The following is a 23,474-nucleotide window of genomic DNA, read 5'->3' as shown; positions in this document are numbered from 1 at the left end:
ACCTTCGAGCCGCCCGCCACGGCGAACGCCTCCGCGATAGCGAATAGCAACCATGTACGCCTCACTTGCCCTTGCAGGTCTCGCCGTCGAAGCCGTATGCGGCTATCCGCGCTGGCTGTTCCGCGCGATCGGCCATCCCGTCAGTTGGATCGGACGACTGATAGCATGGTGCGACGACGCCTGGAACAGACCCAGCCACACGTTCGCACGACGCCGCCTGGCGGGGATCGGAGCCCTCGCCGTTTGCCTGGCGGCAACGACCGCCGTAAGCGTCGGCCTCGTACTCGTAACGCGCAGCCTCGTTCCCGAACCGCTTGCCCTTGTCATCCTCGGCATTCTTGCGAGCGCCTTCATCGCGCAGCGCAGCCTGGACGAGCACGTCCGCGCCGTCGCCTGCGCGCTGGAAACCGGAACGCTCGATGACGCACGCCGCGCCGTCGCTCAAATCGTAGGCCGCGATACGACGGTCCTCGACACCGCCGCCGTGAGCCGCGCCTCAATCGAAAGCCTCTCCGAGAATTTTTCGGATGGCATCGTCGCGCCGGTCTTCTGGATGGTCGTCGGCGGGCTCCCCGGTGCGGCCCTCTATAAAACGATCAACACGGCCGACAGCATGGTCGGCCACAAATCCGAGCGCCATCTCGCCTTCGGCTGGGCCGCAGCCCGTCTCGACGACATCGTGAACCTTCCGGCGTCCCGCCTCTCCGCGCTCTGGATCGCTGCCGCCGCATCTCTCCTGCCGGGCGTGAGCGGACGAAGCGCGCTGGCCGCCGTCCGCCGCGATGCGCCCCGCCACCGCTCGCCCAACGCAGGCTGGCCCGAAGCGGCCATGGCTGGCGCCCTCGGCGTCCGTCTCGCCGGCCCACGCAGCTACGGCGGCGAAACGGTCGACGACCACTGGATGGGCACGGGGCCTGCGGATGCAACGGCCGCAGACATCCGCCGCGCGCTGCGCATCTATCGGCTCGCGTGCGTCATACAGGCCGCAACCGTCGCGCTTCTCGCCGCCGCCCTCGCCGTCACGATGCCGGGCGCGCTCACTTGAGCGTCAACGGAAGCCCGGCCGCGACGAGCACCACGCGATCCGCAATCGCCGCGACCTGCTGATTGAGCCGCCCTTGCGCGTCGCGAAAGCGTCGCCCCAGCGGCGTTTCGGGCACGAGCCCAAACCCGACTTCGTTCGACACCGCAACGACAGGGCCGCGCGCTTTTTCCAGCACCACCGCCAAATCCTCGCACGCCTTCTCGACATCCGCGCCGGCAAGCAGTGTGTTGCTCAGCCACAGCGTCAAGCAATCGATCAGAATGGGGCGACCCTCGCCATCGGCTTTGGCAATCGCGCCGGCAAGATCGCGAGGCGCATCGGTCGTCAGCCACTGCGCATTGCGCCGATGGCGATGCTGGGCGATCCGCTCGCGCATCTCGTCATCCAGCGCCTCCGCCGTCGCAAGATAGACCCACGGCGGCGCGGCGCCTGTAATCAGCTCCTCGGCGTAGCGGCTCTTGCCGGAGCGGGCGCCGCCGAGCACCAGCGTCAAACGGGGCAGATGGTGGGACGAGGTCATGGCGCGTCGGGATCTCGCATCGGTGGCGTTCTTCTATGAACCGCCTAGAATACGCTTTGTACAGCACCCGATGCCACACGCTTTCCGGTTTCGCGATGATCCCCTTCACAATCGACTGCCGTCCGCCGTTTCTGGTGGCATCGTTCTTTGAGCCGCACGAGATGTTGAGCTGGTCGCTCACGCATCCCGGCAAAAGCATCGCGCGCGAGGTCGCCTGGATCGAGGTCCGCAACGCGGATCTGACCGTGAACACCGACCCCGTGGCCCTCGTCAAAGAGAAGATCGCGGCGGAAGGTTTGGAAGACGCCATCGCGCTTATGACGTCCCGCAACATCACGCGCTATCACACCGCCCAATCGGTTGTAGAGAGCGACATCGCGACGTGCCTGACGACGGTCGGCCTTTCGAACGGCGAGCGCGTCGGAATGCGCATCGCCGAACCGGTGCGCCTGCCGGGCACGATCAACACGCTCGTCCACGTGGCCCGCCCGCTGTCGGAGGCCGCGTTTCTCGAAACGCTGTCCATCGCGACACAGGCTCGAACGGCCGCCATCATCGACGCGCACGTCCAACGCGCCGGAGTCGAAGTCACCGGGACGGGAACAGACTGCATCGTGATCGCGGCACCGCGGGGAGAACACCGCGCTCCCTTCGCTGGCCTGCACACTACGCTTGGCGAAGCCGTCGGCAAAGCGGTCTACACCGCCACCGCAGAGGGCATAAAGACGTGGAGAGAAGACTTCGACGCGCTTGCGGCATCCGCGGCGAACCGTTGAGGCGAACGCTCACGCTGCGTCTTCCTCCGCCAGCACCTTCTGAACCGCGGCATCGTTTGCGATACGGTCGTGCAAGGCCACCACGTTGGGATAGGCATCGAGCCCTTCCGGAAGTTTCGCCGAGGCCCAGCGGATCATCGGAAACGCATAGGCATCCACCACGGACCGCCTCGGACCGAGAATGAACGGCTTATCGACGAGATGATCGTTCAGGATCTTGAAACGCCGGCGCACGAGCTTGAGTCCGGCCTGCCGCACGGCCTCCAATGCCTGTTCGCTCGTATCGGTGGTGTATCGATCCGCCATGAAGACCGGATAGAACGACGGATGCACGTCGCCCGTAAAAAACGAGCTCCATCGGTCGAGTTCCGCCTCACCGCGCCCGTCGTCGAGCGCGCCGAGTTCCGCCTCCGGACGGCTGCGCGCGAGATGTTGAACGATCGCGCCCGCTTGCGTCAGCACCCAGCCGTCGTCCTCGATCAGCACCGGCACGGACCCGGCCGGGTTCACTTGAAAGAGCTCCGGCGAACCGATCTTGACCCGGCGCGCCTCGTAGGGCTCACCGAGCCACTCCAGAACGATATGCGGCGCAAGCGAACAGGCGCCAGGGGAGTACAGCAAAACGGGCATGGAATGTCCTCGTGATCGGCGGGGAAATGTCAGTCAGGAACACTTCAGCGCCGCGACAGTTCCGTTCGTTCGTACCGATGGCCTGTCCCTCCACCACGGTTAAGGTGTCCGCACCGCCGCGCGGATCGAAAAAGATCCGGGGAGCGAGCCTGCGACGGACCTCACGGCCGCACAATTGCCCCAATGGACCAAAATCTAGCCTCCAGCATCGGCGGCCCTTCGTAGGAACGCGGAACAACCCGTTGATGGACAAGCTCGAACCAGAAAAGCTGGCGCATTCATGACACGTCTTCGCTCCCTCGCCTCGTGGGCTGCCGTCGCACTCGCGGTCCAGCTTTTCGCAGCCCATGCCGTTGCGCAGGATGCACCGGCCGCTCCCCCCACACCGGCGGCCGGCGAAACGCCCGCAGCCGCGCCGCCCGCGCCACCCGATGCTCCCCCTGCGGCGGCACCCGACCAGCCTCCCGCCGCAAGCGAGGCCGAAGCCGGCCCTCCGCCCGCGCCCGGCCGGGCAATCGAACGCGTGAAGTCGCGCATCGGCGAACTCGAAGCGCGCACCGACGTCGCCCCCGCCATTCGCGAGGAGGCGCTCACCCTGCTCCGCGCCGCTCTCGGCCACAACGAGGCCGCAGCCGCGAGCGCAGCCACCGCCGCGCGCTACCAGGACTCGAGCCAGCGCGCTGCCGACCGCATTACCGAAGCCAAGCAGCAGCTCGAAGCGCTCGCCAACGGCGCCGACGAGGCCGAGTTCCCGAACCGCATCCGCAGCCTCGCCCTCACCGAAGCACAGCAGGCGCTCGACGCAGCCAGCGGCGAAGCGGCGACGTTGAGAAGCGAGCTTGCCCAGCTCGACACGCGCCTTCGCGACATGGGCACACGCGCAACCGGCGCACGCGAGGAGCAGACCGCCGAGAAACAGGCCCTCGATACCCTCGAAAGCCCCGACGCGCCTCAGGCCGTGGACTCGGACCCCATCGTGGCGGAAGCACGCCGCGTCGCCATCGCCGCCGAACGGCGCGCACGCACCGCCAACGTCAATCTTCTCGAACAGGAAATCATCAGCCTGCCGATGCGCCAGGCGTCCGCCACCGCGCGGCGCGATCTGATGGCCGCGAAGCTCGAAAAGCTGAACAAGCGCATCCCGCTTATCGAAGCGCGCGTCACCGCCTTGCGCGAAGTCGAGCAGGCCAAGGCCCAGCGCGAGGTCGACCGGGAGGCACGCCAGCTTTCCGCCCAGCATCGCGTGCTCGACGCTTACGTCAAAGATACGGATGTCATTCGCACGCGCGAAGCGGACACCGTGCGCCTCGTTAACGAGAACAAGACGAGGCTCGTCGAAACTCAGACCGAACTCGCCCGCGTCAGCGACGCCCGAATCTCCGCCCAGCAGGTGTTGGAGATCGGCAGCATCGGCGGCGAATTCAGCGAGCTTCTGCGCGCGATGCGATCTCAGCTTCCGTCCAGCACGCGCCTGCAGCGAAGCATCGCCGAGCGAGACCAGACCCTCGTCGATGCGCGCCTGCGGCGTCTGCGCGCCGAAGAAGCGCGCCGCGCCCTTCAGAACCCCGCGGCAATGGCCGAGCGGCTTTTGGCAAACGCGGCAAAAGACGGGGAAAGCATCCCCGAAACCGTTCAGCCCGCGCTCGAAAAGCTCGTGGTCACGCGCCGCGATCTCTACACCAGTCTTCAGGATACGCTCGCCACGCGGATCGCGCAGCTTGCCGAGATGAATGCCGCCGAACGCGATTTGCTCAGCCAGACGAACCAGCTCAGCTCGCTCCTGAACAGCCGCCTCCTCTGGCTGCCGACCGCCGAGCCCATCGGCGCGGGCTGGCTCGCACAGGTGGGGCGGAGCTTCACCTGGCTCGGTGACATCGAAGCCTGGAAAGCCGCCGGCCTGACGCTCGTGGAACGCGCATTAGAGCGCCCGGCTCTCTCCCTCCTCGTGCTTGCCATGTTCGGTGCGCTGCTGGCCTTCTCCGGCCGCTTGTTCCGGCGCCTCAAGAGAATTGCCGACAAGGTGGGGCGCTATTCGACGGACAACTACTGGCGCACGCCGGAAGCCCTCGTCATATCCGCTCTTCTCGCACTCCGCTCACCCATCCTCTTCGGATACGCGGGGTGGCTGCTGACCCAGCCGCCTCAAACCGCGGAATTCACTTCCGGCGTCGGAACGGGCCTGCTTGCCGTTGCAGCCCTCGTCACATTCCTCAGGTTCGTGCAGTTCGTGAGCGTGGAGCACGGCCTTTTCTCGACCCACTTCGGTTGGACCGAGCGTGCGCGCGGCCTTCTGTGGACCAACGTGGTGTGGCTGAAATTCGCACTCATCCCCGTCACACTCATTCTCGGCATGATCCACGCCAGCAGCGCGCAGTATCTGCGGGACGGGCTCGGACGCATGGCCTTCCTCGCCGGAGGAATTGCGCTCGCGATCTTCCTTTGGCGAACCCTGCATCCCCGCCACGGCATTTTTGCCGAGCGGCTTCTGCCGGGCAGCACGATTTGGGCCACCCGGTATCTCTGGTTCGGACTGATCGTTTTGACGCCGCTCGCCATTGCAGCCCTCGCGCTCGGCGGGTACTACGACGGTGCGTCTCAAATCCAAAACGGGCTCGGCCTGACGGCGGCCATCGTCGTCGCGGCCTTCATCGGCCACAGCGTGGTGATGCGTCAGGTGCTCGTCACCCGCCGCCGCCTCGAAATCCGGCGCGCCTATGAACGCCGCGAAAAGGCCCGCGCCCAGCTCGCAGCCCAAGAGGCGAGCGACGCCGTCGGCGAAGCCGTCACCCATGCTCCCGAAGAGCCGGAGATCGACATCGCCTCCATCAGCGAGCAAACGCGCAACCTCGTGCGGCTCGCAACGCTCCTGCTGCTGTCCGCGGCACTCTATGTCTTCTGGCGCGAGGCTCTGCCCTCGCTCGCCCTGCTCGACGTCCCGCTCTGGCAGCAGACGGTCACCGTCGACGGTGCGACGCGCAGTATGCCCGTCACCGTATCGAACGTAATGATCGCAATCGCCATCGGCGTCATCACCTTCATCGCAGCCCGCAATCTGCCAGGCTTGCTGGAGATCACCGCCCTTCACCGGCTGCGCATGGAAGCCGGCACGCGCTATGCGGTCGGCGCCGTCAGCCGCTACGTCATCGCAATCGTCGGCATCGCGTTCGCGTTCCGGAGCGTGGGCTTCGACTGGAGCCAGGTGCAATGGATCGTGGCCGCCCTCGGCGTCGGTGTCGGCTTCGGCCTGCAGGAGATCGTCGCCAACTTCATATCCGGCCTGATCATCCTCTTCGAGCGGCCCGTGCGCGTGGGCGACACGGTCACCATCGGCAATCTCACCGGCACCGTCTCGCGCATTCACATCCGCGCCACCAGCATGACGGACGGCGAAAATCGCGAGATCATTATCCCGAACAAGTCTCTGATTACGGAAAAGGTGATCAACTGGACGCTGACCGACAGCATCACCAGCGTGAAGCTCAAGGTCTCCGTGCGCTACGGCACCGACACGCTGAGGGCGCAGATGGCGATCCTCGATGCGGTGAAGGCCACCCCCCATGTCCTCGACACTCCGGCGCCGGGCGTGTTCTTCACCGGCTTCGGGGCCTCCGCGCTCGAATTCGAAGTGCGGGCGTCCGTGCTCCAGCTCGCGCATCGCTCGACGGTGATGAACGACCTGCACGTCGCCATCGAGCGCGCACTGCGCGAACAGGAAATCGCAGTGTCTTAAAAGCGAGCGATCGCGAAAGCCCGCGCCTCAGTTCTGCGGCGCGGGGCGATGCTTCTTCTTGTGGGCATATTTGGAGACCGGCTTCTGCCCACCCTTCGGCTTTGCCCCAGCGGCAAAAGGCTTGGCGCCTTTGAACGGGCGCTTGGGACCGTCGCTCTTCCGATCACGAGCCTCTCCGGCTTTCCCTTCGGTCCGCTCGCGCCCGCGATCTTGCGCCCGATCGTGCCAAGCCTTCTTCGGCCACGTCTCTCCGCGCCCACCCGGAGGTGAAGACGGCCGCGCGCGCGTTTCCCGTTCCCGGCCAGCGTCCCTGTCCTTATGATCTCGATCTCTCCGCGGAGGCCGCGGGCTTTCCACTCGATCCCCGCGCGGTGCATCGGCCGGCACGGATGCTCCGAGCCGGGAGATGCGCCCCTCGTTGGGCTTCATCCCCCGCGCCGCATCTTCGAAACTGTCGGCCACGTCCTGCGCGACCTCGAAGCGCGAGTCGCGATCGAAGATCTTGATCGAGCCGACTTCCGAGCGCGTGACGTTCCCGGCCTTGCAAATGAGCGGCAACAGCCAACGCGGATCCGCGTTGCGCTCGCGGCCGATGTCGACCCGGAACCACACCATCGGACGATTGGGATCGCGCGGCGCGCGCGGAGCCCGAGCCTCGCGAGACGACGGCGGCGCCCCCGCATGATGCCGATCTTCCCTCTCGCGCGCACCGAAGCCCGGGCGCTCGAAACGCTCGCGCGGGGGCCGGGCGCGATCGTCGCGGCGCGGCGGTCCCGGATCTTCCTGGAGATCTTCAGGTGCCGGCAGGCGCGCAAAATGGACGCGGACCAACGCGAGCGCGATCTCCTCTGCCGTGCGATGCGCTTGAAGAGCCCGCACCGCGCTCGTCTCTTCCTCGCTTGCCGCGTCGGTAAAAAACGGCTCGGCCAGAAAGCGCTCCTGATCGCGCGCGCGAATATCGCTGGGCTTCGGAGCCGGTTCCCAGACGACCTTGAGTTTTGCCGTCGCGAGCAGCCCATCGGCCTTGCGCCGGCGATTGAACGGCACGATGAGCGTGCTCAGCCCCTTGTTGCCGGCCCGGCCCGTGCGGCCCGAGCGATGAAGCAGCGTTTCCGCATCGTTCGGAAGATCTGCGTGAATGACGAGCGCAAGGTCCGGAAGATCGAGACCGCGCGCCGCAACGTCGGTGGCCACGAGAACGCGCGCACGCCCGTCGCGCAACGCCTGCAGCGCATGACTGCGCTCGTTCTGCGTCAGCTCGCCGGAGATCGCCACAGCGGAGAACCCGCGCTCGACAAGGCGCCCGTGAAGCCGGTTCACCGACGCGCGCGTCGCGCAGAACACAATCGTCGCACGCGCCTCGTGGAGACGCAGAACATTGACCACCGCGTTCTCGACATCGCCCGGGGCGACACGAATGGCGCGATATTCGATGTCCGCGTGCTGCTCGTTGCGCCGCAACGTTTCGATGCGCACCGCGTCACGCTGGTAGCGCCGCGCCAGCGCCTCGATGGCGCGCGGCATGGTCGCCGAGAAAAGCAGCGTCTGCCGGCCTTCCGGCGTCGCGTCGAGAATGAATTCCAGATCTTCACGAAATCCGAGATCGAGCATCTCGTCGGCTTCGTCGAGCACCACGGCTCCGAGCTTGCTGAGGTCGAGCCGCTGCCGTTCGAGGTGATCGCGCAGACGCCCGGGCGTGCCGACGACGATGTGGGCGCCATAGCCGAGCTGACGCGCTTCCGCACGCGCATCCATGCCGCCGACGCAGGTGACGACGCGCGCGCCGGTATCGGCGTAGAGCCAAGCGAGTTCGCGTTGCACTTGCAGAGCAAGCTCGCGCGTGGGCGCGATGACGAGAGCCATCGGCGCGCTCGCCTCAGGCAGCCGTTCCGCTTCGCCCAGCAGCTTCGGCGCGATAGCCAGCCCGAAGGCCACCGTCTTTCCCGACCCCGTCTGGGCCGAGACGAGCAGATCGCGGCCAGCCGCCTCGCTCTCAAGAACCGCGAGTTGCACAGGCGTCGGAGCGGAGTATCCGCGCGCGGCGAGTGCGCCGCCGAGTGCGGGATGAACGGACGGAAAGGTCATGATCGGGAAGCGCTTTTCCAATGGGGGCGACGTGCCGGCCCCTAACATGGAGGTGCCCGCGCCGGTCGCCAGGGATCTCGTGATCGGGGATGCCTAGCCGGTTTTCTCCCCCGCCGCTAGGAGGCATCTTCGCCCACAGGCCCTCTTGGTAAGCCCGGCAAGAGGCCCGCCCGGACCCCGGCCAGCCCACCGACCGGGCCGGAGCAGGCCAAGCGCACACAGGCCCGAGAGACAGGGACCTGGTTAAAACGGCCGGGTATCCGACGCCCTTACTCCGCGACCTTCCGGACGAACTCGGATTTCAGCCCCATTTGGCCAACACCAGGAATTTTGCAGTCGATGTCGTGATCCCCGTGCACGAGACGGATGTTCTTCACTTTCGTGCCCACCTTCACCACGCTCGACGAGCCTTTGATCTTGAGGTCCTTGATCACCAGCACCGTATCGCCATCGGAGAGAACCGTGCCGTTGGCATCGCGAACGACAGCCTCCTCCATCACCGCCTCGTCCTGCGTTTCCGCGCCTGACCACTCGTGCGCACACTCCGGGCAGATAAAGATCCCCCTGTCCTCGTAGGCATAGGGCGATTGGCATTTCACGCAGTGGATGGTGTCGGACATATCGAGTTCACTTGTATGAAGGCGATCGCGCAAATTCCTGACAGACGATGCGATCGGAGGCGAGGTTCGCCATCGAATAGGCCTTCGGCCGCACCTATGGCAAGCCCCGCCCGCTGAAAACGGCCGAATACAAAAAGGCGGCGCCGGGAAAATCCCGAGCGCCGCCGCTCCCCCGTGAACGGACGGAAACGAGAACGTCGCCGCTAGAACTTCATCGTCAGACCGGCATTGAACGAGCGCCCCAATCCCGGAACGTTGTCGCGCGGCACCGCGTGCGAATAGTGCCCGCCGAGCGGATCTTCATAGTACGTGTCGAGAACGTTCCGCACACCGAGATCCAGCCGGAAGCGCTCCCATTCGTAGCTCGTGCTGAGATTAACCAGCGCATAGCCGCTCGTTTTCATCTCGTTGCGAACCGTATCGACGTTACGCTTGCCTGCAACGCCATAGATTTCGATTGCGTTGGTCCATCCACCCCATTGATGGGTCAGCGCGAGCGTGCCGTTGAGCGGCATCATGTGATAGAGGCTGACGCCCGTATCCGCGTTTTCGCCGTGGACGTAGCCCGCCGATCCGGTCAGCGCGAAACGGCCGAACGCCCCGGACTCGGCGAGAAGAAGGCTTCCCGAAACGTTCACGCCGTAGAGTTCGGCATCGTGATTGGCGAACTGGAGAAAGCGGGTGTCGCCCGCGGACCGCAACAGCCGCACGCCGATATAATCCTCCACGAACGTGTAGTACGGCGTGACTTTCAGCTCCCAATCCTTGCGCGCGCCGCCGCTCCAGCCTGCCGTCACGCTGACGGTGTGCGCAACCTCGGGGTCGAGATCCGGATCGCCGACGTATCCGTTGAGATCGCCGAACCAGCCAATCATGCGCATCGCCATCGAGCCGTGGCCCCATGTGTAACGCTCGTAGAGATTGGGCGAGCGGGTCTTACGGGCATAGCCGAACTCGTACGCCTCCGAAGCCGACGGCTCGTAGCGCGCCAGCGCCGTCATGTCGAAGTTGGTGTCGGTCCGCGATCTGTCCCGGGCATTGAAAGCGGTCGCGGCCCCGGCATCCGGATTGGGCATCATGCACATCATGCCCATCATCATCATGCAGGGCGCCGTGCTGTAGGGCGCGACGTCACCTGCATCCGTCCACACCATGTCGTTGCGCACGCCGAGCAGCGTCGACCACGCCGCATCCCACTGCCGTTCCCATTCGATAAACGTGCCGAGGCGGCTTCGCGTCCCGTCGTTGATGTTCCAATAGGTGTCGGGCCCCATCATCATGCTGCCCGCGACCGGCGGCCACCAGTCGTCGAGCGTCTGATGATGGAACTCGTTTCCGATCCGCAGCAAATCCCGCTCCGACAGCGGGATCTCGGCCTTGAGCGAGTATCCTGCGTCCTGCCCTTCGGTCAGCATGGGCATATCGCCGGGCAGCTTATCCTTGAGGAAGTTCATCTCGTGGCGGGTGTTCTGATAGAACGCGCGCGCATCGACCTTGCCCCAACCGAGATCGGCGACATAACGCGAGTTCAGGAACCAGCCCTTGTTCTCGACCATGTCCATCGCTTGGTTCACATAGCCCTGATAGGGAATGTACTGCACGCCGCCCTGCACGATGAAGAGGTCGCCGCCGTTGCGCACAGCGACTTGCACGGAATGGTTCTGCGACTCGTATTCCGACGAGAGCACGTCGCGGCCGCGCCCGTCCTCGTAGTTATCGGAGCGCGTCCACGCGCCGGAGTAATTGACGCTGACGTTGTTGCTCGCCGCATGAGCGGTGGCGGCGGTTCCGACCCCGTTGCCGTTGCTGCGATAGAACGCGGAGATGCTGCCGGAGGTGTGCACGCCCTCTCCAGCGTCGGCGAAATGCGGCGGATGCGATTCTACGATCACGGTCCCGCCGAGGCTGTCGCCGCCTTTCGACACCGGCGTCACGCCCGACAGCACTTCGACATAAGCGATCTGCGAGGGATCGGCGTACGAGAGCGGCGGGTTCATCTGGTTGGCGCACGCGGACGAAACCACCATGCCGTTGAGCAGAACTTTGACGCGGTCGCCGTTGAGACCGTTGATGGCGGGCATCCCCGAAACCCCACCGGCCTGGAAGATGCTGACGCCTGGCGCGGATCGAAGCATCTCGGCGGTGTCGCTCGACTGGGGAAGACGAGACTGGATCTCGGCGCTGTCGATCTGCGTGGTCGAGAGCGGGACGGCGAGACCCGTCGTTGCGACGCTGGGAACCGGCGGAAGCACGGCCCCGCCTCTCTCGCCTTCACCGTCGATATCGTTTCCGGCGAAAGCTGCGCCCTGCGCGACACTCGGCTGTTCGACGACGATTTCCGGTAAGGCTTCTTGTGCGACCGCAGCCGAAAGCGTGGATACGGAAAGAATGGCAACCGACGAAAGCAGGTACGCCTTCGTCCGCGCGCTGTTAAGCGAGCAAAGCATGGTGGATACTCCCTGGATGGTCTGAGAGCGAGCAGCCGTCGTGGGCACTCGCGACAAGCGAACGTCAGACCGAAACGGGAGGCCCTCGCGGAGAGGAAGCGCCCGGCAGAGGCGTCAGGCTATACTGAATGCGCGCGAGCTTGTGCGCGACGGCCGCATAGCGAACCTCCGCCGCAAGCTCAGGCGGATCGTTCGCGAGCGCCGGTAGAGCCGACGCGGCAAACGGGCAGTCGAAGTCCTCGACGGACGACGGAAGCTGTTCGCGCTCGTCTTCGAGAGGAACGTGCTGCACGCCATGCGCCGTGCAGATCACTATCGTCACACCGCCGGCGTCTGCATGCGCCGGCGCAAGCATGAACCCGGCCGGAACGGCGGCCCGGATCAGCAGCACGAAGACGACGATGAAACCGACGGCGCGCACGAAAGCCACCTTGTTGCCTTCGGCAGAAATAGGGAAGAAAGCGGACATCGACAAAGCGCTAATCATCATCCACCTGGCGGAGCGGGAGATCCTGTTGCGGTTCGGTCACATTCCGGCAAGCCTTCGAGATCGCGCATAAGCCGCACCCTGTAGGTGCGGCAACCGCCGATCACTCGCGAACGCACGCGCCGACACAGTTGGCGATCAACGATCTCAGGTTACACGCGCATCTCAAGGGGTCACTTGACCGACGTCATATGACGTCGTCGGAGAATGGCGCCGGAGACACGCGCAGCGAGCCCATGTCCCAGGCTCGCCAACAACCCAGCGCTGGCCGCACTGGCACTGGCACTGGCACTGGCAAGACTGTGGCACCCCAGACACGTCCCTTGCGGCCACCCTCCACGAATTCCCCGTTAGCTGTGGACCGGACCGTCCGGCGTCTTGGCTTCCCCAAATAGCTGATCATTGTCGACGAGCGGTTGGGAACTTCATTTCCGCACCGCACGAACTCAAGCGGCAGCAGCATCGAGGTCACCCGGCTTCGCAACCCAGTGTGCGTATCCGACGCGTCCGGCCAGGTCTTCCAGGTCGGCGCATACGCGCAGCGGGGGCCGGATCGGAGCGGGAATGACGGCCGAAGCCTCGACGCAAGCGCGCGCGCAAAGCGGCGTGCGCATAAATCGTCGCCACATTTTTGTATTGTCCCTTGCATTTGGCGCCGCGCATATTGCGGACCGAAACATCGGGCGAGTCGCAGAGATGGCGCCGCACTCCGAGCGCACCGGGCTAAAGCCGCACCTCGACACGGCCATGGTCCAAAGGATCAAATCGATCTCGAACATTTTCGAGGTCGGCGCACCGCGGGCCGATTTCGGCTACATCGAAGACCTCGGCGACGGCCGCGGCTACACGATCACACAATATGGATTTGTCACGAACGAGCTCGAAACCGGCTGGATCATCGAACGCTATACGGACCTCGCGGCCGCCAACAGCCTGACGCCATTTCTCGCACAGCTCCCGCCGAAAGCCTCTGGAACGGATTCCGCAAAATTGGCTGGCTTCGCGAAAGCCTGGGGCCGCGAACTTGCCCGCGGGCCGTTTCTTCAGCAGGCATGTGACGAGGTCGCCGACCGCTTGTACTTCAACCCTGCGATGGAAGCAGCCCGCACTCTCGGCGTCACCCTCCCCGTCGGGCGGCTTATACTCTACGATACGATCCTCCAGCACGGCGGCGGCGAGGATCCCGATTCCTTCGGAGCCATATTGGAGCGCGCACGGAAAACCGTTGCCGCGCACGAGGAAGACGGGGAAGTAGAATTTCTCAACGCATTTCTGAAGGTACGCCGGCGCGTGCTCGCAGATCCCGCCAATAGCGAGACCGCGGATGTCTGGCGTCAGTCGGTGGGGCGTGTCGATGCGCTATCGGGCCTCCTCGCGCACAATCCTGGCCTCGAACCGCCCGTGCTCGTGATGAGCGACGACTTCAACGCCGAAGTGGCATAAAACGCCAAAATGGGCACCGCGATGCGAAACGCACCGCGGCTGCAATCCCGTATCCAGACTAAGCTGTCGTCAACCGAGCTGTGTTCCCGAACGGCAAGGCACGGGGACATCCACGCGCAAGCAACACGCTCGCGCCGGACAGAACGCACATCCCCGAGACGGGGCTTAGCAGTGCCGCTGCCTTGGCGAGGATGCCGTCAACGTCGAGGGACGTGTCACTCAAGGCGTCACTCCGTTTGCTAGGATCTGGACGTAATTTCGCCCGCAGCGCGGTCGGCGCCGTGGATCCGGCAGAGCTTCGCGCACGTGTCGCGCTCGTCCTGCAGAGCCTTGATGATTGCGTTCTGTAGATCGACTTGCTCTTTCAGAGTTGCGGCCATGCCGAGATTAGGCTTGCCGAAGACCTTTTCAACGATCTCGCCCGCGACGCGCTCGTAACTCATAGCGTCTCTCCGTATTCAGAAGAATGGGCCTCAGTCGGACGCGATCCGGCGTCCGATTGAAAAATAGTCGGACGTTCTAGTATAGTTCGCTTGAAGGATGCGTCACAACGCACTGATATAGAATGATAAATAAATGGCGGTCCCTACGGGAGTCGAACCCGTCTTTTCAGATTGAAAATCTGACGTCCTAACCGATAGACGAAGGGACCGGGCGGCGGGGCAGAGGCCGGCACGCCGCAGCAGGGCGTGGTATAGGGAGGTTTGGCGGAAGACGCAAGCGCGCCAAGAGCGCGCGGGGCCCCTCTTCCTCGGCCGAAATTATGCCTCCTGCGCCCGGGGATCGGCCGCGTCCTCGATCTGAAGCTCGATCCGGTTGCGCCCGCCCCACGTGTCGCGCCGAAGCTGCCCGGCCACGTGAACGGGAAGCCCCCCCGCCGAGGCCATCAGAAGCTCGCCCAGAGGCTGTCCGGCCGCCCGGAAAGCCACCGCGTCGAGCCGCGAGCCGTCGCCAGCCTCAAGCACGCAGCGAATGTGCGCCGTCCCAACCGGCTTCGCAAACTTCACCCGGTGCGCCGGAAACACGAAGCGCGGCTGCGGATTGCCCTGCCCGTAAGGTCCCGCCCGCTCCAGGAGATCGATGAGCGCTTCGTTCACGGCCGAGGGCACAAGCGCCCCATCGACCGACAGCGACGCACGCGCGGCCAGCCGCGCCGCAGATCCGGAAAGCTCGGCCGCAAAAAAAACCTGAAGCGCCGCGAGCCTCTCCTTCTCGACGGTCAGCCCCGCCGCCATCGCGTGTCCGCCACCCTTGAGAAGCAATCCGGCCGCCACCGCGCGGCGCACCGATCCTCCGATGTCGATCCCCGCAACCGACCGCAGCGATCCGGTCCCGTTCACGCCGCCGCCGCGCGCCGCCTCGTCCCAGGAGATCACGCACGAGGGCCGCTTGAAACGCTCGGTCAGGCGGCTGGCGATGAGACCGACGACACCGCGATGCCACTCGGGCGAGCCGACAATCAGAATGCCGAGATCCGGCGTCTCGTCGATCATGCGGTCCGCCATCGCCGTCGCCTCTTCGAGCGCGGCCTGCTCGATCTCCTTGCGCTCCTTGTTGAGACGGTCGAGCAGCGCCGCGATCCGCGCAGCCTCCGTGTCATCCTCCGTCGAGAGCAGCCGCGCGCCGAGGCCCGCATCCCCGATGCGTCCGCCCGCATTGATGCGCGGCCCAAGAATGAAACCGAGATGGTAGGCGGACGGCGCTTCTCCGAGACCCGCCGCATCCTGCAGCGCGCGAAGCCCCACGTTGTCGCGCGCGCGCATCACTTGGAGGCCCTTGGTGACATAGGCGCGGTTGAGCCCCTTCAGCGGCACCACGTCCGCCACCGTCGCCAACGCAACGAGATCGAGTTCGCTCATCAGCGGCGGCTCGCCCTGCTTCGCGCCGTAATATCCGCGCTGCCTGAGTTCGCGCGCGGTCGCGACGAGCACCAGGAACACGACACCCGCCGCGCAGAGATGCCCCTGCCCGGATATGTCGTCCAGCCGGTTCGGATTGACCAGCGCGTGCACCGCAGGCAGCCGCTCGTCCGCCTGATGGTGATCGACCACCAGCACATCGACGCCGCGCGCCGTCGCGCCGTCGAGCACATCCACGCTGGTCGTCCCGCAGTCCACCGTCACGATGAGCTTCGCGCCTTCGCCGATGAGTTGATCGATCGCGGCCGCGTTCGGTCCATAGCCCTCGGTCAGACGGTCGGGAATGTAGATCCGCCGCGGCACGTCGTGATGAGCGAGGAACCGCGCGACCAGCGCCGACGAGGCGGCCCCGTCCACATCGTAATCGCCGAAGATGGCGACCGGCTCCCGCCGCACGACCGCGTCCGCAAGGCGGCGCGCGGCCTTGTCCATGTCGGTCAGCGAGGAGGGGTCGGGCATCAGCGCCCGGATCGTCGGATCGAGAAAAACGGGAACCTCGTCGAGCCGCACGCCCCGCGCCGCAAGAACACGGCCGAGCAACTCCGGCAGCCCGTGCTGCTGGCTGATCGCAAGCGCCTCGTTGGCGCGCTGCGGCTCTAGCGTCTCCTGCCAGCGGTAGCCGCGCGCGGATTGCGTCACGCCGAGAAACGCCGCTCCAGAGCCCTCGCCGACGGACGCTGCCCGCACCTTCCGAAGTGCCGTCATAAGAGAGATCCCCGCCCGATTCGCACCAAGCCCCAGGGTTTCAGGAGATCGCGCCAGAGACGAGCCCGGCGCGGACCGATGGCGCTTTTATCAACAACCGCGGCACGGCTTGTCGGGACTCGGGCCTTGTGGCAGACGTGCACGCACAACGCTCAACATGGGTGCCCCATGAACAACTCGAAGAACGTGCTGATTCTGGTGCTGGTCGCCGCCGTGGCCATCCTGGGCTACCTCTATTACGAGAGCCAGCAGTCGGCCGTCGTCATCGACGCGCCGGGCTTCAAGCTCGAAGCGCGCTAGGCTCCAAACTCAATCAGGATGGCCTCACGACGCGAGGGCTTTTGTTCGGCTGGCAGGAGCGAGGTTGCAGCAAACCTCATGGTTTGCAAGACCTTGCGACGCATCAGACGTACAAAAGGACCGCGCGGCTCCGCCGTGAGGCGAGATGGGCCGATGGCGGCGTCGTGCTGGAAGCACGCCTCCGGCATGAAGCGCTCGACCGATGCGAAGGCATCGCTCGTCGCACTTCTCCTGGCCCTCGGCCCATCTCGTCTCATCGTGACGCCATCCTGATTGAGTTTGGAGCCTAGGACCACACGCGCTTAAGGCCCTATCCCTCGATGGCATGATGCGCGTTACGGAACCGGCTTTTAATGCGCCGCACCGTGCCGCTCTTCGAGCGCATGACGATGGTTTCCGTCTCGGCTGTGCCGTTGCTGAAGCGCACGCCGTCGAGCAGCGAGCCGTCGGTGACGCCCGTCGCCGCGAAGATCACGTCCGGAGACGCCATGTCTTCGAGCAGGAATTTCCGGTTGATGTCGGTGATGCCCATCTTCTGGGCCCGCACGCGCTCCTCGTCGTTCGAGGGCACGAGCCGTCCCTGGATCTGCCCGCCGATGCAGCGCAGCGCAGCCGCAGCCAGCACGCCCTCCGGCGCTCCGCCCGATCCGAGATAGATATCGACGCCCGTCTCGGCCGGATCGGTCGTCCAGATGACGCCGGCAATGTCGCCATCCGGAATGAGCTGCACGCCCGCGCCTGCATCCCGCACCGCCTTGATCAGATCCGCATGACGCGAACGGTCGAGAATGCACGCGGTGATGTCGGAGACCGCCACGCCCTTCGCCTTGGCGAGAGCCGCGAGGTTTTCTTCCACCGGCGCGTCGAGATCCACGACACCGTCCGGATAGCCCGGCCCGATGGCGATCTTGTTCATGTACATATCGGGCGCGTGCAACAGCCCGCCGCGCTCGGAAATGGCGAGAACCGCAAGCGCGTTCGGCATCGCCTTGGCGCAGATCGTCGTGCCCTCCAGCGGATCGACGGCGATATCGACTTCCGGCCCCGTGCCGTTGCCGACCGTCTCGCCGATGTAGAGCATCGGCGCCTCGTCCATCTCCCCCTCGCCGATCACGACCGTGCCGCGGAACGACACCTTGCCGAGTTCGTGCCGCATGGCGTCCACCGCGGCCTTGTCGGCGGCCTTCTCGTTGCCCCGCCCCTCAGCCGTGCCGCGGCGATGGCCGCAACTTCGGTGACCCGCGCAACTTCGAGTACGAGCACGCGGTCGAGCCCGCCGTTGCCGTTATCCTTTGCCATGGCGTCCTCGCCTGTCTCTCTAAAGCTCTTCGATGCGGATCATCTGCGGCGGCTCGGCCACCTTACCATCCTTTTCGATGGCCTGGAGCACGGCCCGGATCGCCGCCTCCGTCGTATCGTGGGTCAGAATGATGACGGTCACCGCCGCCTCGGCCGCGCCGGGAGGCGGCTCATCCGGCTGACCGGGATGAACCGCGCCGGGACGGCGTTGGACGATGCTTTCGAGCGAAACGTTCTCGTCGCTCATGCGCCGCGTGATGGCCGCCATCGCGCCCGGCCGGTCGTAAACCGACAGACGGATGTAGTAGTTGCCCTGGTGCGACGTAAGGTTCATGGGCGCAATCGGCGCCAGCCGGTCCGTCGGGCGGATGAACGGCGGCATCACGATCCCGCGCGCGATGTCGACGATATCGCTCGCAACGGCAGAAGCCGTAGGCTTCCCGCCGGCCCCGGGCCCCACCAGCAGCAGATTGCCGACGAAGTCCGCGTCGATCCCGACGCAGTTCGTCACGCCCGAAACTTCGGCCAGCGGCGATTCTTCGTTCACCAGCACCGGCGTCACCCGCGCTTCGATCCCGTCCGCACTCTGAACGGCCACGCCGAGCAGCTTGATGCAATAGCCAAGCTCGGCGGCCGCCTCGATGTCGGCCCGCGTAATCGTCTCGATCCCCTCGACATGGATCTCGTCGCAAGCGACCGTCGTTCCGAACGCGAGGCAGGTGAGCAACGCAAGCTTGTGCGCTGCATCGAAGCCGCCGATGTCGAACGAGGGGTCGGCTTCCGCGTAGCCCTTCTCCTGCGCCTCGCGGAGCGCCTCGGAAAAGTCCCGCTTCTCGTCCGTCATTTCGGACAGGATATAGTTGCAGGTGCCGTTCAGAATGCCGTAGACACGCCGGACGCCGTTCGCGACCAGCGTTTCGCGCAGCGTCTTGATAACCGGAATAGCCCCCGCGACGGCCGCCTCGAAGTTGAGCGCAACGCCATGCGCTTCCGCAAGCCGCGCGAGCGCCGTCCCATGGCGCGCAAGCAGCGCCTTGTTGGCCGTCACGACGTGCTTACCGGCCTTCAGCGCCGCTTCGACGGCGTCCTTGGCGGGCCCCTCCTCGCCGCCAATCAGCTCGACGAACACGGCATTGGACGGGTCCTGCGCAAGCGCCACCGGATCGTCGAACCACTGGGCGTCGCCGATCAGTGCGTCACGCGCCTTCCCGCGCGAGCGGGCGGACACGCCCGTGACGCGGATCGGCCGCCCCAGCGTCTTTTCCAAGCGCTCGGCGTGGGCTTCAAGCAATTGAATGAGACCCATGCCGACGGTGCCGAGACCGGCAACGCCGAGGGTCAGAGGCTCTGACATGGCGAATTGTATGGCTTGGCTAGCTTTTATTAACGGCTGGCTGTCTGCGGGATGGGGATGACGTTATGCATGGTTTCAGGGGACTGGGCGAGGAACTTTTTGATCGACCGGGCCGCCTGCCGAATACGGTGCTCGTTCTCCACCAGCGCAATCCGCACATATCCCTCGCCATATTCGCCGAAACCGAGCCCCGGCGACACGGCCACGTCGGCTTTCTCGATCAAAAGCTTGGCGAATTCAACCGATCCCAGCGCCCGGAACGGCTCGGGGATCGGACACCACGCGAACATGGTGGCCGGCGGCGGGGGGATCGGGAACCCTGCCCGTCCGAAGCTCTCGACCAGGCAATCCCGCCGGCTCTGATAGACGCGGCGGATCTCGGACACGCAATCCTGCGACCCGTTGAGGGCTGCGGCTGCCGCCACCTGGATCGGCGTGAAGGCGCCGTAATCGAGATAGCTCTTGACCCGCGCAAGCGCCCCGATCAGCCGCTCGTTGCCGACCGCAAACCCCATGCGCCATCCGGGCATGTTGTAGGTCTTTGAGAGCGAGCCGAACTCGACCGTAATGTCGACGGCACCCGGCACCTCCAGCACCGAGTGCGGTGGGTTGTCGTCGAAGTAGATCTCGGAATACGCGAGATCCGACAGGATGATGAGGTCGAGTTTCTTCGCCAGCGCCACGGCTTCCTTGTAGAAGTCGAGCGAGGCCGTCATCGCCGTCGGGTTCGACGGATACGACAGCACCACCGCAATCGGCTTCGGAATCGAATGGCGGCACGCGTGCTCGACCGCGCGCAGGAAGTCGTCGCCGTTGCCGGCCTGCACATGGCGCATCGAAGCGCCCGAGATCAGAAACCCGAACTCGTGGATCGGATAGGTCGGGTTCGGCACAATGATCACATCGCCCGGCGCCGTGATCGCCTGCGCCATGTTGGCGAAGCCCTCTTTGGAGCCGAGCGTCGCCACCACCTGTGTCTCGGGATCGAGCTTCACGCCGAAGCGGCGCTCGTAGTAGGCCGCCTGGGCGCGCCTCAGCCCCGGAATACCCTTCGATGCGGAATAGCGATGCGTGCGTGGCTTAGAAACCGTCTCCACCAGCTTGTCGACGATGTGCTGGGGCGTCGGCAGATCCGGATTGCCCATCCCGAGATCGATGATATCCGCCCCGCGCGCTCGCGCTGTGGCCTTGAGGCGGTTCACCTCGGCGAACACATAAGGCGGCAGACGCTTGATGCGGTGGAATTCCTCGATCACGGGCGGCTCTCGATCACGGACGATTTCTGGGCGTTTGTGCAGTCCGGCATGGACATATTGTCCGGTGACACCCCGCCATCTTCGGCGGGGGCACGCGATCAGCTAAGCATCCGGCACCCAACAAGCCCCTAGGTTTACGCTAAGCGGGCCTCGAACGTCCAGAGGCAGGGACAGCAGGGCACGACGTGCCGCGTGCAGGCCTTGTCCACATCTCTGCCTTAAGTCCTCGCGCCTATGCTTTTCTCCTACTAGGCGTTGTCACACGAAGAGCCTATCTTTGAAGCCATGACCAAGCCGTTCTCCACATCCGCCACCCCCTACAGGATCGAGAACCCGGAGGAGTTCGCAAAGAACATCCTGCGCGTCTTCGAAGAGGGCGGCCGCGCGATGGGCGAGCTCCTGGAACGGCCCGACGCCAAAATCACCCCCTTTTCGGCTGCGAGCGAAGCGAACGAAGCGACAAAGACGCTCACCGAAATCGCCCGCCTCTGGATGGCCGACCCGGCAAAGCTGGTCGAAGCCCAGGGCGCCCTCGTCCGCTCCTATATCGATCTGTGGAACGCCTCGATCCGCCGCGCCCTCGGCGAAACCGTGGAGCCCATCGTCGAGCCCCCGCCGTCCGACAACCGCTTCAAGGACCCCGAGTGGTCCACGAACCCCTATTTCGACTTCTGGAAGCAAGCGTATCTCCTCACGACCCAATGGGCCGAGGACGTGCTTGAGCAGACCGAAGGGCTCGACGAGGCGTCGCGCCAGAAAGCGGAGTTCTATCTCCGCATGCTGTCGAGCGCGCTCTCGCCGTCGAACTTCCCGTTGACGAACCCTGAAGTCGTCCGCGAAACGTTCGCGACCAACGCGCAGAACCTCGTCCAGGGCATGGAGCACCTGGCGCGCGACATGGAGCGCTCGGGCGATCTCCTGAAGATCAGCCAGACGGATACGGAAGCGTTCGAAGTCGGCAAGAACCTCGCGACGACGCCAGGCAAGGTCGTCTTCCAGAACGACATCTTCCAGCTCATCCAGTATTCGCCAACGACCGACGAAGTGCGCGAGGTTCCGCTCCTCGTCGTTCCGCCGTGGATCAACAAATATTACATCCTCGACCTCACGCCCGCGAAGAGCTTCCTCAAGTTCGCCGTCGATCAAGGCTTCACCGTCTTCGTCGTCTCATGGGTGAACCCGGATCATCGCCTCGCTCATAAGACCTTCGAGGACTACATGCTCGAAGGCATCCTGACGGCGGCGGACGCCGTCAAGCGCGAGACCGGAGTCGAGAAGTGCAACGTCACGGGCTACTGCGTCGGCGGCACGCTCTTGGGCGCAACGCTCGCTTACTGTGCGGCACGCGGCGAGGAGCCGTTCCGCGCGGTGACGTTCCTCACCACCCAGCTCGACTTCACGAAAGCGGGCGACCTGCTGCTCTTCACCAACGACGACCAGCTCGCCGCGCTTGAAAAGATGATGGGCGAGCGGGGCTTCCTCGACGGCTCGCGCATGGCCAACGTGTTCAACCTGATGCGCCCGCGTGATCTGATCTGGCCCTACATCGTCAACAATTACCTGCTGGGCAAAAAGCCGTTCCCGTTCGACCTGCTCTATTGGAATCAGGATTCGACGCGCATGGCGGCGGCCAACCACAACTTCTACCTGCGCGAATTCTATAACGAGAACAAGCTGGCCAAGGGCGAGATGTCGCTCGCCGGCGTCAAGCTCGACCTCAAGAAGGTGAAGCTGCCGGTCTTCGAAGTGGCCACGAAAGAAGACCACATCGCGCCCGCCCGCTCGGTCTTCATCGGCTCCAAACTGCTGGGCGGCCCCGTCGAGTTCGTGCTCGCGGGGTCCGGGCACATCGCCGGCGTCGTCAATCCGCCCGACAAGATGAAATATCAGTACTGGACAGCGCCGAAGGCCGCCGCCGACACGCTCGACGAATGGATCGGCATGGCCAAGGACCATCCCGGCTCCTGGTGGCCGCATTGGGTGGAATGGCTCACGAAATACGCAGGCGACTGGGTCGCGCCGCGCGAGCCGGGCGAAAAGCTCGGCGTCATCGAGGATGCACCGGGAAGCTACGTGAAGGCGAAGCCCTGAGGCTCACGTTGCCAACGCCGTCTCAACGCGATGGCAGCGTCTGCAGCATGTCCGCACTGATCTGCCAGCCGCTGTCGCTCCGCACCATGTAGACCATGGAGCGCCCGTCCATGCGGACAACCTCCGCCCCCTCGCGCGCGATTTCCGAAGTCCAGTGCCAAACCACAAGCGCGCGGTTCTCCGCCTGGTCGATCTTGACGTCGAAGAACCGGATCGTGCTGCGGCCGGCGCTCAAGTGGCGCTCGTAAACGCCGCGGATTGCGTCACGCCCGCTTATCATGGGCGAATCCGGGGCGAGATAAACGGCGTTGGGCGTATAGAGCGCCGCGACGGCATTCACATCGCCCGTCAGCATTCCGCGCATGAGAACGTCGGCGGCATCCCGCGGATGCGCGACCCCATCCGCATGCGCACCCATCGGCATTCCAACGAAGGCAACCGCCACGGCAATAACTTTGAGCAGATAGCCGCGTCTCAAATCATGCCTTCCATGTAGAGAGCGAAGACGATCAACGGCGCGAACCCGATCGGAACGAACAGCAGGTGGAGATTCATCTTGCGCCGCAGCCGCTGCGTTTCCGCGTCCCGCGCCACGCCGATGTTGAGCGCAACAGGAAACAGATTGGCGTACTGCGGCCCGTTCTTAACTCCCGAGCGCGCCTCGATCGCATAGCACAAGCGGATAGCCACGATCAGGTTACCGATCATGGCGGCGCCCCATACCAACGTCACGAACTGGGCCAAGCCTTCGCCTCTCGTCCACACGC

Annotated in this window: 19 protein-coding genes, 1 tRNA gene and 1 pseudogene; 6 read left to right on the top strand and 15 right to left on the bottom strand. The window is 65.0% G+C overall.

Annotated elements, in window-relative coordinates; all coding sequences use genetic code 11:
- The first annotated feature begins 52 nt into the window (after positions 1–52).
- Complete coding sequence (gene cbiB, locus W911_RS08585; RefSeq protein WP_023787152.1) at positions 53–1,045, top strand: adenosylcobinamide-phosphate synthase CbiB; 993 nt, start codon at positions 53–55, stop codon at positions 1,043–1,045.
- On the opposite strand, the gene cobU is transcribed toward cbiB, so the two are convergent.
- Positions 1,038–1,565 (bottom strand): bifunctional adenosylcobinamide kinase/adenosylcobinamide-phosphate guanylyltransferase, encoded by a 528-nt coding sequence (gene cobU / locus W911_RS08580; RefSeq protein ID WP_023787151.1) that lies wholly within the window; start codon positions 1,563–1,565, stop codon positions 1,038–1,040. The genes cbiB and cobU overlap by 8 nt on opposite strands.
- 95 nt (positions 1,566–1,660) lie before the next feature.
- On the opposite strand from cobU, the gene W911_RS08575 reads away from it, so the two are divergent.
- Positions 1,661–2,341 (top strand): adenosylcobinamide amidohydrolase, encoded by a 681-nt coding sequence (locus W911_RS08575; protein WP_023787150.1) that lies wholly within the window; start codon positions 1,661–1,663, stop codon positions 2,339–2,341.
- A 9-nt stretch (positions 2,342–2,350) separates the two neighbouring features.
- Here W911_RS08575 and W911_RS08570 read toward each other — a convergent pair whose 3' ends face one another.
- Positions 2,351–2,971 (bottom strand): glutathione S-transferase family protein, encoded by a 621-nt coding sequence (locus W911_RS08570; protein WP_023787149.1) that lies wholly within the window; start codon positions 2,969–2,971, stop codon positions 2,351–2,353.
- A 280-nt stretch (positions 2,972–3,251) separates the two neighbouring features.
- On the opposite strand from W911_RS08570, the gene W911_RS08565 reads away from it, so the two are divergent.
- Entirely contained in the window at positions 3,252–6,701 is a 3,450-nt protein-coding gene (locus W911_RS08565) for a mechanosensitive ion channel domain-containing protein (protein ID WP_023787148.1), read from the top strand.
- A gap of 27 nt (positions 6,702–6,728) precedes the next feature.
- Here W911_RS08565 and W911_RS08560 read toward each other — a convergent pair whose 3' ends face one another.
- The 5 genes from W911_RS08560 to W911_RS18355 form a co-directional block, all read right to left on the bottom strand.
- Complete coding sequence (locus W911_RS08560) at positions 6,729–8,786, bottom strand: DEAD/DEAH box helicase (RefSeq protein WP_023787147.1); 2,058 nt, start codon at positions 8,784–8,786, stop codon at positions 6,729–6,731.
- 269 nt (positions 8,787–9,055) lie between these two features.
- Entirely contained in the window at positions 9,056–9,406 is a 351-nt protein-coding gene (locus W911_RS08555; RefSeq protein ID WP_023787145.1) for a zinc ribbon domain-containing protein YjdM, read from the bottom strand.
- Positions 9,407–9,609: 203 nt separating this feature from the next.
- Positions 9,610–11,853, bottom strand: a complete 2,244-nt coding sequence (locus W911_RS08550) for a TonB-dependent receptor (RefSeq protein ID WP_023787144.1) — start codon at positions 11,851–11,853, stop codon at positions 9,610–9,612.
- A 64-nt stretch (positions 11,854–11,917) separates the two neighbouring features.
- Positions 11,918–12,322, bottom strand: coding sequence for a DUF2946 family protein (locus tag W911_RS08545; protein ID WP_023787143.1), 405 nt, complete (start codon positions 12,320–12,322; stop codon positions 11,918–11,920).
- 464 nt (positions 12,323–12,786) lie between these two features.
- A complete protein-coding gene (locus W911_RS18355) occupies positions 12,787–12,954 on the bottom strand; it encodes a hypothetical protein (protein WP_158412854.1) in 168 nt (55 codons plus the stop codon).
- An 82-nt stretch (positions 12,955–13,036) separates the two neighbouring features.
- Here W911_RS18355 and W911_RS08540 point away from each other — a divergent pair, with 82 nt between their 5' ends.
- A complete protein-coding gene (locus W911_RS08540; protein WP_158412853.1) occupies positions 13,037–13,783 on the top strand; it encodes a chitosanase in 747 nt (248 codons plus the stop codon).
- Between the two features lie 239 nt (positions 13,784–14,022).
- Here the strand turns inward: W911_RS08540 and W911_RS08535 are convergent, their stop codons facing one another.
- The 3 genes from W911_RS08535 to recJ all read right to left on the bottom strand — a co-directional run bounded on the left by W911_RS08535 (position 14,023) and on the right by recJ (position 16,407).
- Positions 14,023–14,226, bottom strand: a complete 204-nt coding sequence (locus W911_RS08535; RefSeq protein ID WP_023787141.1) for a hypothetical protein — start codon at positions 14,224–14,226, stop codon at positions 14,023–14,025.
- 134 nt (positions 14,227–14,360) lie between these two features.
- Positions 14,361–14,435 (bottom strand) — tRNA-Glu (locus W911_RS08530).
- Between the two features lie 109 nt (positions 14,436–14,544).
- On the bottom strand, positions 14,545–16,407 hold the full coding sequence (recJ, locus tag W911_RS08525) for a single-stranded-DNA-specific exonuclease RecJ (protein ID WP_023787140.1): 1,863 nt from the start codon (positions 16,405–16,407) through the stop codon (positions 14,545–14,547).
- A gap of 168 nt (positions 16,408–16,575) precedes the next feature.
- On the opposite strand from recJ, the gene W911_RS18900 reads away from it, so the two are divergent.
- Positions 16,576–16,707, top strand: a complete 132-nt coding sequence (locus tag W911_RS18900) for a hypothetical protein (RefSeq protein WP_023787139.1) — start codon at positions 16,576–16,578, stop codon at positions 16,705–16,707.
- Between the two features lie 310 nt (positions 16,708–17,017).
- Here W911_RS18900 and glpX read toward each other — a convergent pair.
- From glpX to W911_RS08505, 3 genes and pseudogenes are all read right to left on the bottom strand, one after another.
- Positions 17,018–18,006, bottom strand: a pseudogene (glpX, locus tag W911_RS08515) (class II fructose-bisphosphatase).
- Positions 18,007–18,025: 19 nt separating this feature from the next.
- Positions 18,026–19,360 carry a homoserine dehydrogenase gene (locus tag W911_RS08510; protein ID WP_023787137.1) on the bottom strand — a complete coding sequence of 445 codons (1,335 nt, stop codon included), beginning with the start codon at positions 19,358–19,360 and terminating at the stop codon, positions 18,026–18,028.
- A gap of 29 nt (positions 19,361–19,389) precedes the next feature.
- Positions 19,390–20,616: an LL-diaminopimelate aminotransferase gene (locus W911_RS08505; protein ID WP_023787136.1), complete on the bottom strand. Its 1,227-nt coding sequence runs from the start codon at positions 20,614–20,616 to the stop codon at positions 19,390–19,392.
- A gap of 285 nt (positions 20,617–20,901) precedes the next feature.
- Here W911_RS08505 and W911_RS08500 point away from each other — a divergent pair, with 285 nt between their 5' ends.
- Positions 20,902–22,707: a PHA/PHB synthase family protein gene (locus W911_RS08500; RefSeq protein ID WP_023787135.1), complete on the top strand. Its 1,806-nt coding sequence runs from the start codon at positions 20,902–20,904 to the stop codon at positions 22,705–22,707.
- A gap of 22 nt (positions 22,708–22,729) precedes the next feature.
- Here W911_RS08500 and W911_RS08495 read toward each other — a convergent pair whose 3' ends face one another.
- The gene (locus tag W911_RS08495; protein WP_023787134.1) at positions 22,730–23,185 is read right to left on the bottom strand and encodes a YybH family protein; all 456 of its coding nucleotides are present in this window, start codon (positions 23,183–23,185) and stop codon (positions 22,730–22,732) included.
- On the bottom strand, positions 23,182–23,451 hold the full coding sequence (locus W911_RS08490; RefSeq protein WP_023787133.1) for a hypothetical protein: 270 nt from the start codon (positions 23,449–23,451) through the stop codon (positions 23,182–23,184). The genes W911_RS08495 and W911_RS08490 overlap by 4 nt, the downstream gene beginning before the upstream one ends.
- Positions 23,452–23,474 lie beyond the last annotated feature (23 nt).

The organism is Hyphomicrobium nitrativorans NL23 (assembly GCF_000503895.1).
Taxonomy (GTDB): Bacteria; Pseudomonadota; Alphaproteobacteria; order Rhizobiales; family Hyphomicrobiaceae; genus Hyphomicrobium_C; species Hyphomicrobium_C nitrativorans.
Note: the sequence above shows the minus strand (reverse complement) of the source record. Positions and strands in the feature narration are given on the sequence as shown.